We start from the raw sequence: 17697 nt of genomic DNA on the forward strand, positions 1-17697 counted from the left end.
CTCACACCCCCGCGTGCGCCAGGCTCGGGACGCGGTCGACCGCGAACCTCCGGCGCAGGTAGTAGAACCAGGTCAGGAACGCGAACACGGCGTAGGCGGCGAGGAAGACCCACAGCGCGGACGTCGACCAGTCCTGGTTGGCCGCCGCGACGGCCTGCTTCTCCGCGAGGCTGTCCGCGGCGGTGACCTTGGCCGTGACCCCCAGGCTCGCCTGCCGGAAGACCAGCTGGACGAGGAACCCGCCGAACGCCCCGACCGCACCGGCGATCCCGATCACGGCGGCGGCCTCACGCCGGAACCGCAGCGCGGTCGCCGACTCCGCGAGGCCCTTCTCGGCGGCCTCCCTGCGGCCCAGCTCACCGAAGATCACCGGGATCATCCGGTACGTGGAACCGTTGCCCGCGCCGGAGAGCAGGAAGATCACCAGGTAGGAGCCGAAGAACAACCCGAAGCTGTGCGTGTTGACACCCGCCATGGCGAGCAGCGTGAACGCACCCATGCCGACGAAGCACGCGAACGTCACCCGCGCGCCGCCGATCCGGTCGGAGAGCCACCCGCCGAAGGGCCGCGCGACCGACCCGACCAACGCGCCGATGAACCCGAGCCCGGCGAGGTAGGTGGCGACGAACGGGTTGGCGGCGAGGAACTCCGGGAAGGTGTTCTTGATGACCAGTGGCAGTGCGAAGGAGTAGCCGATGAACGAGCCGAACGTGCCGATGTAGAGGACGGACATGACCCAGGTCTGCCCGTGCCGCAACGCGGTCACGTACGAGCGGGTGTCGGCCCGCGCCTGGGTGAGGCTGTCCATGAAGAACCACGCGCACAACGCGGCGATCACGGCGAACGGGATCCAGATCAGGCCGGCGTAGGCCAGGTGCACCTCGTGGCGCGGCAGCTTCGCCGCGCCCGCGGGCACGCCGATGATCACCACGAGCGGCACGACGAGCTGCACGACCGCCACGCCGAGGTTGCCGCCTGCCGCGTTCAGCCCTAGTGCGAGGCCCTTCCTGCGTTCCGGGTAGAAGAACGAGATGTTGGCCATCGACGACGAGAAGTTGCCACCGCCGACCCCCGCGGTCGCCGCGCACACCAGCAGCACCCAGAACTGCGTGTCGTGCGACTGGTCCGCGAGGAAGCCGCTCGGCACGAGGAAGGCCAGCAGCAGCGAAGGGACCAGCAGCAGGCTCGCGCTGACGACCGTCCACAGGCGACCGCCGAACCTCGGCACCGCGAACGTGTACGGGATGCGCAGCGCGGAGCCGACCAGGTTGGGGATCGCCGTGAGCCAGAACGCCTCGGACAGCGACATCGGCAGCCCCGCGTTGGCGAGGCTGAGCACGACCACCGACCACAGCACCCAGATGGCGAACCCGAGGTGCTCGGCGAAGATCGAGAAGATCAGGTTCCTGCGGGCGATCCGCTTTCCGGTGGTCGCCCAGAACACCTCGTCGTCGGGGTTCCAGTCGTCGATCCAGCGGCCACGCCTTCCGGCGGGCGCGACGGTTGTGGGGGCTTCGGTGGTCGTGGTCACGCGGGGGTCTCCTCTGCGCTCGCGAGCCAGTCGGCGATGGCGGAGACGGTGTCGTGGCAGCCGCCGCAGCCCGTGGTGGCCCTGGTCGCCGTGGCGAGGCCGGAAACGCCGCGTGCGCCGCCGCGCCAGGCCTTCACCAGCTGGCTCTTGCTGACGGTGTTGCAGCGGCACACCGTTGTCGCCGCGGGAAGGTCGACGGGACTGTGTGCGACGGAGACGCCCGGTGGGAGCGTTCGGCCGAGCAGCAGGGCGATGCGGTCCGACGGCGCGGGGATCCCCCGGTCGTACAGCTGGGTGATCGTGGCGGCCGCGTCCGGGACGCCGAGCACGATCGCGCCGGTCACCCGGTCGTCCCGCAGGACGAGCTTCGCGTACCGGCCCCGGGTGGGATCGCTCAGGCACAGGACTTCCGCGTCGGTGTTGTCCACTTCGGCGTGGACGTCCCCGAACGCGGCGAGGTCGACATCCCTTGCCTTCAACCGGGTCACGTTCGCCGTGCCCCGGTAGCGGGTGGTCGTCGAGGTGCCGGTCAGCAGGTCCGCGAGCACCTCGGCCTGCTCCCACGCCGGCTGCACGAGCCCCGAGACGGTGCCGGGGTGCTGGGCGCAGTCCCCGATGGCGTGGATGGCGGCGTCGTCGGTGCGCAGGGAGTCGTCGACGACGATGCCGCGCTCCACGGTCAGCCCGGCGTCCCGCGCGAGGGTCGTCTCGGGGATGACACCCGTGGACACGACGACGAAGCCGGCGGGCACGTGGCTGCCGTCGTCGAGCTTGAGTCCGTCGCCCGGCACGTACCTGGCGGCCTTCACGCCGAGCCGCACCTCGACACCGAGCGTAGCGAGCCTGGCGGCGAGCACCTGCCCCGCGCCGCGGTCGAGCTGGCGCTCCATGAGATGACCGACGGGGTGCACGACCGTGACGGGGTTGCCCCGGCCCGCCAGTCCTCTGGCGGCCTCGATGCCGAGCAAACCGCCGCCCAGTACGGCGATCGGCGTGCCTGGCGCGGCAGCCGCGACGATCCGCTCGCAGTCGTCGAGCGTGCGGAAGGTCGCGGCGCCCGGTGCGAGCACGCCGTCGACGAGCAGTCCCTCGGTCGGCGGCACCCACGGCCTGCTGCCGGTGGCGAGCACCAGCACGTCGTAGTCCACAGTGGAGCCGTCGGCGAGCATGACGTGGCGTGCCGCGCGATCGATGGCCGACACCGTGGTGGCGATGCGCAGGTCGACGTCGTGGCGCCGCGCCCAGTCCTCGTCGTGCAGGCGGACCATCTCGGGTGTCAGGCCGCCACCGACCACGCTGGAGAGAAGTATCCGGTTGTAGGCGGCGTGGGGCTCCGCACCGAGCACGGTCAGCTCGACGTTCCCGCCCTTGCCACGGATCCGTTCGGCAAGCCGCGCTCCGGCCATGCCATACCCGACGACGACGACCCTCACACCGGCTCCGCGGTCCCGCAACGCTCCGCTCACGCTACCTCCAGCCGCACGGCGCAGACCTTGAACTCGGGCATCCGGCTGGTCGGGTCCAGCTCCGGGTTCGTGAGCAGGTTCGCGCTGCCGGAACCGGGGAAGTGGAACGGAAGGAACACGAGGTCGACCCGGATCGTCGCCACGCAGCGCACCCGCGCGCGGACGGTCCCTCGGCGGGACACCACTGCGGCGAGGTCACCGTCCGCGAGGCCCGCCCGTGCCGCGGCGTCGGGATGCACCTCGACGTGGACCTCCGGCACGGCCGCCGCCAGTTCCGGCACGAGACGGGTCTGCGCCCCGGACTGGTAGTGCTGCAACACCCGTCCGGTGGTGGCCTGCAGGGGGAACTCGTCGTCCGGCGGCTCGGCCGGTCCGCTGTGGTCGACCGGCACGAACCTGGCCAGCCCGTCGGCGTGGGCGAACCGGTCGAGGAAGGCACGCGGGGTGCCGGGGTGGTCGACGGCGGGCACCGGCCAGTGCAACGCCTCGCCGTCCCGGAGCCGGTCGTAGGTGACGCCGGAGTAGTCGGCAAGCCCGCCCGCCGACGCCCGCCGCAGCTCGTCGAACACGGCCTCGGCCTCGACCGGGAACCGTGCCGGCGGCTGCCCGAGCCGCACCGCCAACCCGTGCAGCACCTCCAGGTCCGTCCACACGTTCTCCGGCGGCCGGACCGCCCTGCGCCGCAACAGGACCCGCCCCTCGAGGTTGGTGAGCGTGCCGTCCTCCTCCGCCCACTGCGTCACCGGTAGCACGACGTCGGCCATCGCCGCGGTCTCGGACAGCACGACGTCCGCGACCACCAACAGGTCCACTTCGGACAGACTGCGTGTCGTTCGGTTGGCGTGTGGCGCGGACACGGCGATGTTGCTGCCGAACACGAGCAGCCCGCGCGGGCCCTCGTCCAGCAGCTCGTAGGCCGAGACGCCGGGTGCGGGCAGCGATTCGGGATCGACGCCCCACACCGCGGCCACGTGCGCGCGGGCGGCCGGGTCGTCGAGCCTGCGGTAGCCGGGCAGCTGGTCGGCCTTCTGGCCGTGTTCGCGGCCGCCCTGCCCGTTCCCCTGCCCGGTCAGGCAGCCGAAACCCGACCCTTGCCTGCCGGGCAGACCCAGCGCCAGCGCGAGGTTGATCCACGCGCTCACCATGTCCGTGCCACGCGCGTGCTGTTCGGTCCCCCGCGCCGTCAGCACGAAGGCGTTGGCGGCACGGGCGAGCAGCGCGGCGGCGGCCCGCTGGTCGCCTGCCGCCACACCCGTCACCCGCTCGGCCCGCTCCGGCCACCACGCCGCCGCGATCCGCCACACGTCGTCGAAACCCGTTGTGCGGGCGGCGAGGTAGTCGTGGCGCAGGTGGCCGTCCGCCACCACCGCGTGCAGGATGCCCAGTGCCAGCGCGAGATCCGTCCCCGGTGCGGGTTGGAGGTGCAGCGCGGCCTTTTCGGCGGTCGCCGACCGGCGCGGGTCGACCACGACCAGCTCGGCGTCCCGCAGGTGCTGGACGAACGGCGGCATCGTCTCCGCCGGGTTGCCGCCGACGAGCAGGACCGCGTCCGCACGCCGCAGGTCCTCCACGGGGAACGGCATCCCCCGGTCCATCCCGAACGCCTTCATCCCGGCCGCCGCGGCCGAGGACATGCAGAACCGTCCGTTGTAGTCGATCCGCGACGTGCCAAGCGCGACCCTGGCGAACTTCCCGAGCTGGTAGGCCTTCTCGTTGGTGAGACCCCCACCGCCGAACACGGCCACGGCGTCACGGCCGTGTGCTGCCTGGAGTTCGACGAGCCGGTCGGCGACGAGGTCGAGCGCGTGGTCCCAGGTGGTCGGTCGTAACCTCCCGTTCACCCGGACGAGCGGCTCGGTCAGCCTGCCCGGTGAGTCGAGCAGTGCCGCCGAGGTCCAGCCCTTCTGGCACAGGCCGCCCCGGTTGGTGGGAAAGTCCCGTGGCTCAACGGTTTTCCCGGCTATCCGCATGCCGCACTGGAGCGCGCAGTAGGGGCAGTGGGTGTCGGTGGTGCCAGTGCGCGGCGTAGCGATCGTCACGCGCTGTCCTCCTCGGGTCGGCTGCCTGCGACGCTATGGAGCACGCGTTACGCCCGGGTGCGCGAATGTTTCGGGTGTGCGACATTGCCTGCGCGGCGTGCACACGGCGGCGGTGAGGGCCGTCCCGTCCGTTTATCTGTGAGGAAATGCCAGGACCAATGTTCTTGGGGTCGGATGGTCGTACCGCACTGGGCCGATTGCGGCGATCGTGCCCGCCACCTCGCCTACTGAGCGCCCGAAAGCGGTGCAGCAAGCGATTTCCTGTAACAGGACCACGTGTTCGAGCGAGTAACGCCCGCTCCGCCGGTTTCGATCAGACCGGGCGACGGACGTGGGGGACGACAGCCCGACAGATGAGAGATCCACTGTGGACAGTAGAGGTCTGTGTGCCTACGCGATCACCCGAGCACACATGCTCGACCCCGCCGGACCGGTGGACATCCGCCTGGTCACGCACGGCGGGCTGGCGCTCGTCGTCGCCGAGGTCGAGCTGGCCCCCTTCGCCGCGCTCGAGTCGCTGAAGTGGGCACCGAGCGAGGACGACCCGCTGTTCATGCTCGCCAGGCGGCACGACGTCGTGGTGCGGGCCATCTTCGAACACCACCCCGTGCTGCCGCTGCGGTTCGGCACGACCGTGCCGGACGAGACCGCCGCGGTCGCGCTGCTCACCGAGCACCACGCAGAGGCGAGCGCCTGGCTCGACCGGGTCAGGGACCACCGCGAGTGGGGTGTGCGGGCCCGGTTCACCCCACCGGACCGGCCTGCCGAGGTCAACCCGGAGGACCTGTCCCACACGGAGTACATGGCCGTGCGCCGCGACCGCCTCGCCGCCGCGGCCCGCGCGAGGCGCGAGGGCTCCGAGGCGGCCTCCCGGCTGCACGAGGAGGTGTCCCGCCACGCCACGGACATCGCGGCCCTCGGCAGGCGGGCGTCCCTGCTCGACAACGCCTACCTGGTGCACCGCGACGCCGAGGCCGACTTCCACGCCGCGACGAGGAACCACGAGGGGATCGCGGTCGAGGTAACGGGCCCGTGGCCGCCGTACTCGTTCGTCAGCCTCGACGTGTCCGCCGGGGCGGCGGCACCTGCGAGGTGAGCGCACGCCGTGAGCCTGCTGCTCCACGGTGTGGTGCGTGCCGGTCACCAGCGCTCGGTCCCGCTGGTGACCTGGGATGATCCGGCCTCCCCGCCTCGTCCGCGCATGCGGCCCGCGATGCTCGACGGCCTGGTCGAGGTCCACGCCTGCCTGCGGTTCGACGAGGAGGAGGCGCTGGTGGCGGCCCACGACGAGCGCCTGTCCGGTACCCGGTCGACCTACGACCTCGTCACGTGGCGCCGGGCCCGCTCCGACGCACTGCTGGCGCCGGTCGCCGCGGCGGCCCGCGGCCAGGTCCTGCTCCCCGACCGCGTCCCGACGGAGGAACGCCGCGCGTTCCTGCTCCCCCACGAGGACGTGGCCTCCGCCCGCGCCGTGATCACCGCGCTGACCCACCTGGCCGGCGTGGAGACCGAGTGCACGGGGCCGCTGCCCCCGGTCAGCTTCGTGCCCGCACCGCCGATCTGACGGACTGTTCCCTTTCGGACACTCCCCGCATACCATCCCCGACGTGGCGACGGTCGCGTTCCGGGTGCTCGGGCCTCTCGAGGCCGAGGTCGACGGGCGGCAGGTCGCGCTCGGCGGCCCCAAGCCCCGCCTGCTGCTGGCCACACTCCTGCTGCGGCCCAACACCGCGGTCAGCACCGACGTCCTCGTCGACGTCCTCTGGCCGGGTTCGCCGCCACGCTCGGCCGCCGCCAACGTGCGCACCTACGTGCACGGCCTGCGCAGGCTGCTCGACAACCGCATCGAGCACCGGCCGGGTGGGTACCTGCTGCGGGCGTCGCCAGAGGAGATCGACCTGTGCCGGTTCGAGGACACCCGCGACCCGGACCTGTGGCGCGGCGGCTTCCTCGACGACCTCCCGCCCTGCGACGAGTTCGAGCCGACCAGGGCGAGGGTCACCGAGCTGTGGCTGGCCGCCAGGGAGGAGCGGCTGCGCGCGGGCATCGACCGGGGCGAGCACGAGCCCGCCATCGCGGAGCTGCGTGGCCTGCTGAGCGAGCACCCGCTGCGCGAGGAGCTGTGGCAGCTGCTCATCCACGGGCTCACCGCATCGGGCAGGCGGGCCGACGCCGTGGCCGCCTACACCGAGGCCGCGCGGGTCCTGCGTGCCGAGCTGGACACGACGCCGGGCCCCGAGTTGCTCGCCGCGCTGACCCCGGTGTGCCAGCTCCCCCGCGACCTGCCCGACTTCACCGGCCGTGACGACCTCGTCGGCGAGCTGGTCGGCCTCGTCAGCGACCGGGACAGCCCGACCGTGGTCGTCCTGTCCGGTCCACCCGGTGTCGGGAAGTCGGCCGTGGCCGTGCGGGTCGCGCACCTGACGCGTGCCGCGTTCCCCGACGGCCAGCTCCACCTCGACCTCGCCGGCACCGCGCCGACACCACGGCGGCCGATGGACGTGCTGCCCGAGCTGCTGCGGGCGGTCGGCGTCACCGACCTGCCCCGCACGCTCACCGAACGCGCCGCGCTGCTGCGGTCCGCGCTCGCCTCCCGCCGCATGTGCCTCGTGCTCGACGACGCGTGCTCGGCGGCGCAGGTCGCGCCGCTCCTGCCCGGCGCGGGTGGTTCGTCGGTGCTCGTGACGAGCCGGGTCATGCTGCCCGACCTGGTCGGCACGCACCCGGTCGAGCTGGACGTGCTCGGCGAGCCGGAGGCGACCAGCCTGCTCGCCGGCATCGTCGGCGCCGCCCGCACCAACGCCGAACCCGACAGCGCGGCGGCGATCCTGCGGTTCTGCGGCCGGCTGCCGCTGGCCATCCGGGTGGCCGGCACGCGTCTCGCCCACCGCCGCGGCTGGACGCTGCGCACCCTCGCCGACCGGCTGCGTGACGAGCGGCGCCGTCTCGACGAGCTGTCGGTCGGAGACCTTGCCGTGCGGGCGAGCGTCGGCCTGAGCTACGCGTCCCTGCCGGAGGACGCGGCGCGGGCGTTCCGGCTGCTCGGGCTGCTCGGGCCGGTCCGCTGGCCGGGCTGGGTGGTCGGTGCGCTGCTCGACCGCGACACCGCCGACGACGTGCTGGACCTGTTGGTGGACAACCATCTCGTGGAGCTGGTCGGCCCCGACCGGTACCGGTTGCACGACCTGCTGCGGTGTTTCGCCGCCGAACTGTCCGAACGGGACGACAAGGCGGTGGACCGGGTCCTCTCCCGCTACCTGGACCGGGCGGCCGCCGCGGCGGCGGGGATGCCCTACTTCGGTGTGCTGCCGGTGGTGTCCGACCCGGACGGGGACGCGGTCGAGTGGTTCGACGCCGAACGCCACACCGGTGTCGCCATGGTGTCGCTCGCGGAGGCGTGGGGGTTCGACGACCACGCGTGGCGCCTCGCGGCCACCTTCGCGCCCTACTTCGACCTGCGTGGCCACCAGGACGACTGGCGGCGGACCCATGTGCGTGCCCTCGCCGCCGCACGCCGCTGTGGCGACCGGCGCGGCGAGGCGATCATCCTGCGCAACCTCGGCCAGGTCGCGTTGTACCGCGACGAGTACCCCGGGGCGCGTGCCGCGTTCACCACCGCGCACGAGCTGTTCGCGGAGCTGCGTGACGACCGGGGCGCCGCCGTCGCGCTCGCGGGGCTCGGCTCCGTGCTGCGCATCCTCGGCGAGCACGACCGCGCACTCGACCGCTGCCACGCCGCGCTGGGATTGTTCGCGCGGGTCGGTGACCGGCACGGCGAGGCGGTGGTCCGGCTCGCGGCCGGGTCGGTCTGGCTGGCGCTCGGCTGTCTGGCGCCGGCGGGCCGCTGGTTCACCGACGCCTACGAGCTGTGTGCCGCGATCGGCGACCGCCACCGCGAGGCACACGCGCTGAAGCGGATCGCGACCCTGCACCAGCGTCGCGGCGACCTGCGTGCCGCCCGCGACCACCTCGGCAGGGCACTGACGATCTTCCACGAGCTGGACGACGAGCACTGCGTCGGCTACACGAACCAGAGCCTCGGCGAGCTGTGCCTGCGCTCCGGCGAGCTGACCGCGGCAGGCGACCTGCTCACGACGGCGCTGGCCCGCCACCACCGCAACGGCGACCGCCGCTCGGAGGCGGACGTCGCGGAGCTGCTCGCGAGCCTCCACGAGACGCGGGGCGACGGGGTCGAGGCCCGCAGGCACGCGGCGCGGGCACAGGTCATCCGGGCGTTGATCGGCACCGGTCGCACGGACGGGTCACCCGAAAATGCCCCCCGAACGGGTCCTGTGATCACGGCATCCAGTCCGTAACGTCCTCGAATGCGCATGTATCGGACCAAGTCACGGGAGGTTGCCATGCGAGGTGGATGTGGATGTGGCTGCGGCGACGACTGCAGCGGCGGCTGCTGCAGCGGCGGCTGCGGCTGCTAGCTGACTGACGGGGCGGCGACGCCGGCGCCGACCCGTTCCACAGCCGACCATCATCCACGCCACAGCCAACACTCAGCTTTCCACCGCATTCTTGCTGGTAGGGAGGCTGAGATGGAACCTCGACAGGCATGGCGGACCGCCAGCCGCCAGGGTGGCCGCGCGGTCAACGCGGATGCGGTCGCCTCGTGCGGCGGCACGGTGGCACTGGCCGACGGGATCGGCGACGACATCACGGCGGCCAACGCCGCACTCCTCGCGGCCAACGCGGCCGTGGGCGTACCCGCCGCAGGCGGACCTGCCTCGGCACTGGCCGCGGCCCACGAGGCCGTCACCGCAGGTGACTGCGTCCTGGTGGTCGCTCAGCCGTTCGAGGGTGGCTACCGCATCGGCTGGGTGGGCGACGTACGTGCCTACGCGTGGGACGGCACGACGCTGCGCAGGCTGACGACCGACCACACTCTCGCCCAGTACTTCCGCGACCACGGCGAGGACGTCACGCCCAGGATGGAGCACCTGGTCACCACGAGCGTGCGGACCGCGCCCGCGAGCCGGTACGGCCTCACGGAGACCAGCGCGACGAGCCTGCTCCTGACCAGCGACGGCGTGCACAGGTACCTGACCGACGAGGAGATGGCCGCACTCCTCCGCGAGGCCCCGAACCCGGCCGACGCACTGGTACGGGCGGCGGGCGAGGCGGGTGCCAGGGACAACGCGACGGCGGCCGTCCTGGCCGGTGCGCCCAGCCCGGCCACCCCGCTGCCGACGCGTCCGTTCCCGGTGGCGGCGTAGCCCGGCGTTCTCGTGCAGCATGTACCCATGGACGACAAAGAGATCTCGGCCCGCATCGGCGCGCTCATCGACGAGGAGCACAAGCTGGAGCGTGCGGGCCACGAACCCGACCACGAGCGCATGAAGGCCATCGAAGTCGAGCTGGACACGTGCTGGGACCTGCTTCGCCAGCGCCGCGCCCGCCGCTCGGCAGGCGAGAACCCCGACGAGGCGGAGTCCCGTCCTGCCGGGGTCGTGGAGGGCTACCTGCAGTAGAGGTCGAGCTGACGGCGTGTGGGCGGCGGTCTCACCCCCCGGCCTTCGACCTCTCGGGTGCCGGCCGTCCGCCCACTGTGGACCGCGCTGACTGTGTGTGACATGTCGGTGGCCGCGTCTACTGTGGCGGCATGGACATCAAAGCCATCAACGACAGGGTAATAGAGCAGTTCCGCGCGGGCGGCGAGGTCGACGGCATGCACAGGGAACGCCTGCTGCTGCTCACGACGACGGGTGCCCGCACGGGCGAGACCCACACAACCCCGATGATGTTCCACCCGGACGGCGACCGGGTGCTGGTCATGGCGTCGAACGCGGGCGCGGCGAAGGCACCCGACTGGTACGCGAACCTGGTGGCGAACCCGTCGGTGGGGGTCGAGAAGGGCAACGAGACCTACCCGGCCACGGCGACAGTCCTGACCGGCGACGAGCGTGCCCGCTCATGGGCGGAGATCACGTCGGCGTACCCGTTCTTCGTCGAGCACGAACAGAAGGCGAACCGCGAGATCCCGGTGGTGGCGCTGACCCGAGCATGAGCCTGATCTGGCTGAACGGCCCCTTCGGCGGCGGAAAGACCCAGACGGCGTACGAGTTGCACCGCCGCCTGGCGGGCAGCGTCGTCTGCGACCCGGAGCACGCGGGCTTCGGGTTGCGCCGCATGCTCCCACCCGGGCTGCGCGCCGACTTCCAGGATCTGACGTCCTGGCGCACGGGCGTGGTGGAGGTTCTCGACCTGACGCTGCGCTCGTACGAAGGCGCGGTGATAGCCCCGATGACAGTGACAGAACCGAAATACTTCGAGGAGACAGTAGGCAGGCTGAGAGACCTGGGCCACGAGGTCCACCACTTCGCACTGTTGGCACGCAGGGAAACTGTGCTGAAACGCCTCAAGGAGCGGGACCTGGTCCACACGCTGAAGTCCGCGGTGGGCCTGGGCCCGAACGACGGCGGCGAGACCTGGGCGAGACGGCAACTGGACACCTGCCTGAACCGCCTGCGGGACAAGCAGTTCGCCAGTCACGTGTGGACGGACGACCTGACCGTACCGGAGGTCGCGGACCAGGTGGCCGCCGAAGCGGGCCTGAGTCTGACCGAGAACAGCGACTCCCGCCTGACCGGCCAGGTCCGCCGCGCCTGGACAGGAATCAAGCACATCCGCCTGGACTGAGAAAACGTCTCACGCGGGTTGTCACTGACCAGTGGCTTGCGCCTCACGGTACTTGCGCCCTCATTCGGAGCCACTGTTCCCGGCGCTCATCCGCGACGGCAACCGCGGTCACGTTTTGACGTGGGCGGTAACAATCGATCCAGTAGGACAGATACCCGCATCGGTGGTCAAAGAATGAGACCTCCAGTACATACCAATGAAGGTGGATCTTGAATTGTGCGCCGTGTCGAGGCACAGCGACTAATCATCGACGATCCCGCCTCGAACGACGCGAAGAGGGATTCCGTGGGCAACACGTCGGTCACCGTACGAGTGGAAGAACAAATTCTGTGGATTGACGGGGCAGCCTATCCGTTGCAGAACATCGCCAGGGCCGAGCTGATCCCGTGGAAATACCGGAAGACTCCGGTGATCATGTCCACGCTGAAGTGGATCGTGGGGGCGGTCGCGCTCTACTTCGTGGCCGACATGCTCCCACCGGACACACGCTCCCTCGCCGTCACCGCGGCCTGGATCGTTCTGGGCGCCGCCCTTGTCCGGGCCGCGGTCAAGTTGCGGCGCAGCCCGTTCCTCACCCTGGCGCTCCAAACATCGGCGGGCTCCAGCGGAGTTCTGCAGAGCGAGGACGCGACGAGCATGCGAGAACTGGTCAACACGATCATGAAGGCGATCAACAACCCCGCCATCTCGCAGGTGTTCAACATCCAGACCGTCGAAGGAAACAACAACATCGTCAACTCGCCGGGCGCGAACGCCAGGCAGCCGGAGATGGGCTGATGCCCGAACCGCGATTCAACTACCAGTCCATCAACGGCGACCAGAACATCGTCAACTCGCCTGGCGCGAGTATCCACCAGGCCGCCTCGGACGAGGCGCGGGTGTTCCGCAGAGTCGCACAGATCGTCGACGAGAAACTCGACCTGTTCCCCTTCTCCGAGGACGAGTCGCACGCTGTGCGTGCGGATCTGGCCACACTCCGGTCGGCAGCCGACTCCGGGAGGACGAGGAGCCCGGCAGCGATCGAGGCGGGCAGGCGGGTGGGAGGGCTGGCCTGGCAGCTGATCCTCGGCGCGGGCGGCAACGCCCTGTGGGAGACCTTCAAGCTCGCGGTCGGACTGAGCTGAAAGGACAGGTTCCCACGAACCCCGGACCGAACACCGAAAAGTGGATCACCGGTACGATCTCGGGATGCGACGGGTCCTGCTGGCAGCCCTGGGGCTGGCCCTGCTCACGGGCTGCGGCGTCCGGGACACGGCAGCGGCGGCCCCCAAGCTCGGCGTGACCTCGTCCACGCCCACACGCGCCACCATCCCGCCGCCAGTGTGCTCGCCAGAGGGCATCGGGTTCTCGATAGTGGGCGGCGACGCGGCCATGGGCATCCGCGTGCTGACCGTGGAGATGGTCAACTGCGGCACCAGGCCCTACACCGTGAGCGGCTACCCACGCCTACGCCTGTACGACGACGAACAACGGCCGATCGACGTCGCCGTCCTCCACGGCTCTGGCGACATCGCGACCGTCCCGGGCTTCGACGCCCTCCCACCCGAGTCCATCACCCTCCAACCCGGCGAGCGGGCCCAGTCCGGCCTGCTGTGGCGCAACCTCCTCACCGACTCGGACCTCAACGCGAGCAAGACCGCGGTACGCCTCGACGTCGCGGTGGCCACGGACAAGCCGTGGCAGGACGTCCCCGTGGTCATGCCGAACGAGGTCACCGGCGCGAGCCCCGTGACCATCGACCTCGGCAACACCGGCAGGCTCGGCGTCGAAGCCTGGCACAGGGCCTCGCCCCAACCCGGCGGCTAGGACCTACCGGGCTCGGCGCGTGGGCGCTCGTGGGCTTCCCAGCACGTGCTACCAGGTTCCCTTAGTAACGCGCGTTCCGCAGGTTGCTGCGGGCCATCTCCAGCATCTTCCCCACGCCGCCGTTGAGCACCGTCTTGCTGGCGGCCAGAGCGAACCCGCGCACCATGTCACCGGTGATCTTCGGCGGAAGGGACAGCGCGTTCGGGTCGGTCACCAGGTCGACCACCGCAGGCCCCGGATGTGCGAACGCCTTCTCCAGTGCCCCCCGGATCTCCCCCGGTTCGGTCACTCGCGTCGACCACAACCCACAGCCGGCGGCCACGGCGGCGAAGTCCACCGGCGGGTGGTCGGTCCCGTGGTCGGGCAGCCCGTCCACCAGCATCTCCAGCTTCACCATGCCCAGCGACGCGTTGTTGAACACCACGACCTTCACCGGCAGGTCGTAGGCCGCCAACGTCAGCAGCTCACCCATCAGCATCCCGAGCCCGCCGTCCCCGGACAGCGACACCACCTGTCGCCCCGGCGACGCCAACGCCACCCCGATCGCCTGCGGCAGGGCGTTCGCCATGCTGCCGTGCCGGAACGAGCCCAGCACACGCCGCCGCCCGTTCGGCGTCAGGTACCGCGACGCCCACACGTTGCCCATGCCGGTGTCCACGGTGAACACCGCGTCGTCGGCAGCGACATCGTCCACGACCGACGCCGCGTACTCGGGGTGGATGGGCGTCCGCTTCGACACGCCGGTGGCATACGCGTCGACCACCCGCTCGAGCTTCCTCGTGTGCCGCTCCAGCATGCGGTTGAGGAACGACCGGTCCATCTTGCGCCCCACCAGTGGCAGCAACGCCTCGACGGTCTCCCTGACGGAGCCGTGCACACCGAGCACCAGCGGTGTGCGCCTGCCGAGGTGCGCCGGGTCGGTGTCGATCTGCACCGTCCGCACGCCCGGCAGGAAGTTGTCGTAGGGGAAGTCCGTCCCCAGCAGCACCACCAGGTCCGCCTCGTGCATGGCCTCGTAGCACGCGCCGTACCCGAGCAGCCCGCTCATGCCCACGTCGTAAGGGTTGTCGTACTGGATCCACTCCTTGCCACCCAGCGAGTGCCCGACCGGCGCGGCGAGCGCCTCCGCGAGCGCCATCACCTCGCGGTGGGCCCCAGCCGTCCCGGCGCCGGCGAACAGCATCACCCTGTCCGCCGCATCGACCAGCGCGGCCAGTTCGGATACCACGGCGGCCGGCGGCACCACGGGCGAGGCCGTCACCATCGGCGCCGACACGGTGCCCACGGCCCGCAGGTCCGCGACGTCACCGGGAATCGTCAGCACGGACACGCCCCGCATCCCGACCGCCGTCTGCACAGCGACGCCCAACAGGCGCGGCAGCTGCTCGGCCGTGGACACCAGCTCGCTGAAGTGACTGCACTCCCTGAACAGCTCGGCGGGGTGCGTCTCCTGGAAGAACCCGGTCCCGATCTGCGTCGACGGGATGTGCGAGGCGATGGCCAGCACCGGCGCCCCACTGCGGTGGGCGTCGTACAGCCCGTTGATCAGGTGGAGGTTCCCCGGCCCGCAGCTGCCGGCACACACCGTCAGCCTGCCCGTGACCTGTGCCTCCGCAGCTGCGGCGAAGGCAGCAGCCTCCTCGTGGCGCACGTGGACCCACTCGATCCCGTCGGTCCGCCGCACTGCGTCCACGACCGGGTTGAGGCTGTCGCCGACGATCCCGTAGATCCGCTCCACGCCGGCCTCACGCAGTGCCCTCACCAGCTGCTCGGCAACCGTAGCCATCTCACGTCCTCCTTGGCGGAAGTACCCAAGGTCCAGCATTCGCCGCCCGCACTCATGCGTCCAATGCCGCTTTCCATCGCAATCCATAAACTCAGATCATGGATCTGTCCGTACTTCGTTGGTTCCGTCAGGTCGCGGGCGGCGCGACGGTCACGGAGACCGCCGCCCGCGCACGCCTGACCCAGCCTGCGCTGTCCCGCGCGCTGCGGCGAGTCGAGCGCGAGGTGGGTACCGAGCTGTTCCAGAAGGCGGGCCGCACCCTGCGCCTCACCCCGGCGGGCCACGCGTTCGCCGAGCGCGTGGGCGGGGTGCTGGACAGCTACGACCAGGGCGTCCGCGAGGTCCGCGAACTGGTGGACCCGGATGCGGGCACGGTGCCACTCGCGTTCCTGCACACCCTGGGCACGTGGCTGGTGCCACAGGTGATCCGGGACTTCCGCGACGTACACCCCCGAGCCCGCTTCGCACTACGCCAGCACGGAGAAGAGGGCCTGGTCACGGAACTGACCGCCGGCACCGCGGACCTGGTGCTCACGAGCGGCGACCCGCGCGTGCCGACGATCGACTGGCGGCGACTGCTGGTAGAGCCACTGCACCTGGCGGTCCCGCCCGACCACCGTCTGGCCGACAGGCAGGAGATCCGCCTGGCCGAGGCGGCGGAGGAGACGTTCATCCTCCTGCGCCCCGGCTACGGCCTGCGCGCGACCACCGAGGAGTTGTGCGGGCAGGCGGGCTTCGCCCCCCGAGTCGGCTTCGAGGGCGAGGAGGTGGACACACTCCGCGGACTGGTCACGGCAGGCCTCGGCGTGGCACTCCTCCCACCGCCCCGCTCACCGTCGACGGCACCCCACCTGCTGGTGACGGACGTCCCCGCGCAACGGGACATCGGCCTGGCGTGGGCGACAGGCCGCGACCTGCCACCCCTGTCGACCCGCTTCCGCGACCACATCCTCGACCGCTGACCGCCCGAGTGAGTGGCAGGCCGCCACCCACTCGACCCACCTGTCACCACAGCCGCCAACCGCCCCGGCGCAGGCCGGGAGGCCTGCCACCCCGTCGGCTGCCACAGCGAGCGCCTCCTCACCCGTTGACGCGTGGTAGCTCCGGGCTGTCCGTGTCCAGCGGCACGTGCGGGCTCCTCACCAGCCCCAGCTGCACCGACTGCCGTCCGAGCGCGAAGTCCAGCAGCCAGTCCACCGCCGTCCGGATGCGGTTCCCCGGCATGGCCGCCAGGTGGTACCCGCGCGTCACCACCCGCGCCGGGAAGCCCCCGAGCGGGATGTGCAGCGGGTTCGCCGCCGCCTTGCCGCCGCCCAGATCCACCACGAACCCCAGGTCGTGGTGCTTGTACTTCTTCAGCTGCCCACCATTCAGGGACGCGAACACGTTCTGCCCCGCGAGCTTGCCCTGCCGCGACGCGTGCTGGGCGGTCATCGCCGTCACGTGGCCCGCGCGGGTCAGGTCCGGTACGGCTGCCGCGTCGCCGCACGCGAACACCTCCGGGTGGCCCGGTACGACCAGCGTCGGCTCGGTGACGAGCCTGCCCTCCTGCGTCGGCAGGCCCGTGCCGTGCACCAGGGGATCCGGCCGCACGCCGACGCACCACACCAGCGTGCGGGTCGCCACGAAGTCACCGCTCTTGAGGCGCACGCCGTCGGCTTTCGCCTCGTCGACCGAGTCACCCGTCATGACCTCGACGCCACGCGAGCGCAGGACCTTGTCCGCCGAGCGGGACAGGCGCGGGGCCAGCTCCGGGAGCACCTTCGGCGCGGTGTCCAGCAGCAGCCAGCGGATCTTCTGCCCGGCCAGCTCGGGGTGCCGGGAAGCGACGGCGGCCGTGAACAGCGGGCCCTGCGCCGCGACCTCGGTGCCCGTGTAGCCGGCACCCACCACCACGAACGTGCAGCGTGCGTCGCGCTCGCCCGCGTCGTCGGTCGCGGCGGCCAGCTCGATCTGGCGGATCACGTGGTCGCGCAGGTAGAGCGCCTCCGGCACGCCTCGGAAGCCGTGCGCGTGCTCGGCGATACCGGGGATGGGCAGCAGCTTGTTGACGCTGCCGGTCGCGAGCACCAGCCGGTCGTAGTCGACCGCCCGTTCGGCGCCCTCCGGGTCGGTGTACGCGACCTTGCGGCCCTCGAGGTCGACCGTGTGGACCGAGCCGAGTGCGAGTCGGACGCCCGGCAGTGCGGCGGGCAGGGACACGGTCACCCGCCTAGGGTCGACGACAGCGGCCGCGACCTCCGGCAGCAGTGGCAGGTAGAGGAAGTAGTCAGTGGGGTTGACCAGCACGATCTCGATATCGCTACCGGCTCTGGACACGATCTTCCGCAGGACCTTGGCCGCCTCGAACCCGGCGAACCCGCCTCCGACTATCACGACTCGCTTCGACGCCATGCCCCTATCGTTCCCCAGCCGGCTTGA

The 17697-nt window shown here is 71.3% G+C and carries 16 protein-coding genes; 11 read left to right on the forward strand and 5 right to left on the reverse strand.

Going from position 1 to position 17697, the window contains the following annotated elements; all coding sequences use genetic code 11:
• Window position 1: 1 nt before the first annotated feature.
• Genes CLV71_RS09470 through CLV71_RS09480 form a run of 3 tightly spaced genes read right to left on the reverse strand, consistent with a single transcriptional unit; the run spans window position 2 to window position 5036 of the window.
• Window positions 2-1531 carry an MFS transporter gene (locus CLV71_RS09470; protein ID WP_133902259.1) on the reverse strand — a complete coding sequence of 510 codons (1530 nt, stop codon included), beginning with the start codon at window positions 1529-1531 and terminating at the stop codon, window positions 2-4.
• A complete protein-coding gene (locus CLV71_RS09475) occupies window positions 1528-2964 on the reverse strand; it encodes an FAD-dependent oxidoreductase (RefSeq protein WP_279588719.1) in 1437 nt (478 codons plus the stop codon). The genes CLV71_RS09470 and CLV71_RS09475 overlap by 4 nt, the downstream gene beginning before the upstream one ends.
• 29 nt (window positions 2965-2993) lie before the next feature.
• Complete coding sequence (locus CLV71_RS09480) at window positions 2994-5036, reverse strand: molybdopterin oxidoreductase family protein (protein WP_133902260.1); 2043 nt, start codon at window positions 5034-5036, stop codon at window positions 2994-2996.
• A gap of 367 nt (window positions 5037-5403) precedes the next feature.
• On the opposite strand from CLV71_RS09480, the gene CLV71_RS09485 reads away from it, so the two are divergent.
• The 10 genes from CLV71_RS09485 (at window position 5404) to CLV71_RS09530 (ending at window position 13490) form a co-directional block, all read left to right on the forward strand.
• Window positions 5404-6132, forward strand: coding sequence for a GvpL/GvpF family gas vesicle protein (locus CLV71_RS09485; RefSeq protein ID WP_133902261.1), 729 nt, complete (start codon window positions 5404-5406; stop codon window positions 6130-6132).
• Between the two features lie 9 nt (window positions 6133-6141).
• Window positions 6142-6600, forward strand: coding sequence for a GvpL/GvpF family gas vesicle protein (locus CLV71_RS09490; protein ID WP_133902262.1), 459 nt, complete (start codon window positions 6142-6144; stop codon window positions 6598-6600).
• A 43-nt stretch (window positions 6601-6643) separates the two neighbouring features.
• On the forward strand, window positions 6644-9352 hold the full coding sequence (locus tag CLV71_RS09495; protein WP_133902263.1) for an AfsR/SARP family transcriptional regulator: 2709 nt from the start codon (window positions 6644-6646) through the stop codon (window positions 9350-9352).
• Between the two features lie 231 nt (window positions 9353-9583).
• A complete protein-coding gene (locus CLV71_RS09500; RefSeq protein ID WP_133902264.1) occupies window positions 9584-10261 on the forward strand; it encodes a PP2C family protein-serine/threonine phosphatase in 678 nt (225 codons plus the stop codon).
• A gap of 27 nt (window positions 10262-10288) precedes the next feature.
• Complete coding sequence (locus CLV71_RS09505) at window positions 10289-10516, forward strand: DUF2630 family protein (RefSeq protein ID WP_133902265.1); 228 nt, start codon at window positions 10289-10291, stop codon at window positions 10514-10516.
• A 131-nt stretch (window positions 10517-10647) separates the two neighbouring features.
• The gene (locus CLV71_RS09510; protein WP_133902266.1) at window positions 10648-11052 is read left to right on the forward strand and encodes a nitroreductase/quinone reductase family protein; all 405 of its coding nucleotides are present in this window, start codon (window positions 10648-10650) and stop codon (window positions 11050-11052) included.
• Complete coding sequence (locus CLV71_RS09515) at window positions 11049-11684, forward strand: AAA family ATPase (RefSeq protein WP_133902267.1); 636 nt, start codon at window positions 11049-11051, stop codon at window positions 11682-11684. The genes CLV71_RS09510 and CLV71_RS09515 overlap by 4 nt, the downstream gene beginning before the upstream one ends.
• Before the next feature lie 216 nt (window positions 11685-11900).
• Window positions 11901-12461: a DUF6232 family protein gene (locus CLV71_RS09520; protein ID WP_133902268.1), complete on the forward strand. Its 561-nt coding sequence runs from the start codon at window positions 11901-11903 to the stop codon at window positions 12459-12461.
• Window positions 12461-12808 carry a hypothetical protein gene (locus tag CLV71_RS09525; RefSeq protein WP_133902269.1) on the forward strand — a complete coding sequence of 116 codons (348 nt, stop codon included), beginning with the start codon at window positions 12461-12463 and terminating at the stop codon, window positions 12806-12808. The genes CLV71_RS09520 and CLV71_RS09525 overlap by 1 nt, the downstream gene beginning before the upstream one ends.
• 64 nt (window positions 12809-12872) lie before the next feature.
• Window positions 12873-13490, forward strand: a complete 618-nt coding sequence (locus CLV71_RS09530; RefSeq protein WP_133902270.1) for a DUF4232 domain-containing protein — start codon at window positions 12873-12875, stop codon at window positions 13488-13490.
• Between the two features lie 61 nt (window positions 13491-13551).
• Here the strand turns inward: CLV71_RS09530 and CLV71_RS09535 are convergent, their stop codons facing one another.
• Window positions 13552-15276: a pyruvate dehydrogenase gene (locus CLV71_RS09535; protein WP_133902271.1), complete on the reverse strand. Its 1725-nt coding sequence runs from the start codon at window positions 15274-15276 to the stop codon at window positions 13552-13554.
• A 98-nt stretch (window positions 15277-15374) separates the two neighbouring features.
• On the opposite strand from CLV71_RS09535, the gene CLV71_RS09540 reads away from it, so the two are divergent.
• Window positions 15375-16238, forward strand: coding sequence for a LysR family transcriptional regulator (locus tag CLV71_RS09540; protein WP_133902272.1), 864 nt, complete (start codon window positions 15375-15377; stop codon window positions 16236-16238).
• Between the two features lie 118 nt (window positions 16239-16356).
• On the opposite strand, the gene CLV71_RS09545 is transcribed toward CLV71_RS09540, so the two are convergent.
• On the reverse strand, window positions 16357-17670 hold the full coding sequence (locus tag CLV71_RS09545) for an NAD(P)/FAD-dependent oxidoreductase (RefSeq protein ID WP_133902273.1): 1314 nt from the start codon (window positions 17668-17670) through the stop codon (window positions 16357-16359).
• Window positions 17671-17697 lie beyond the last annotated feature (27 nt).

Origin of the sequence: Actinophytocola oryzae (genome assembly GCF_004364325.1) — a bacterium.
GTDB lineage: Bacteria > Actinomycetota > Actinomycetes > Mycobacteriales > Pseudonocardiaceae > Actinophytocola > Actinophytocola oryzae.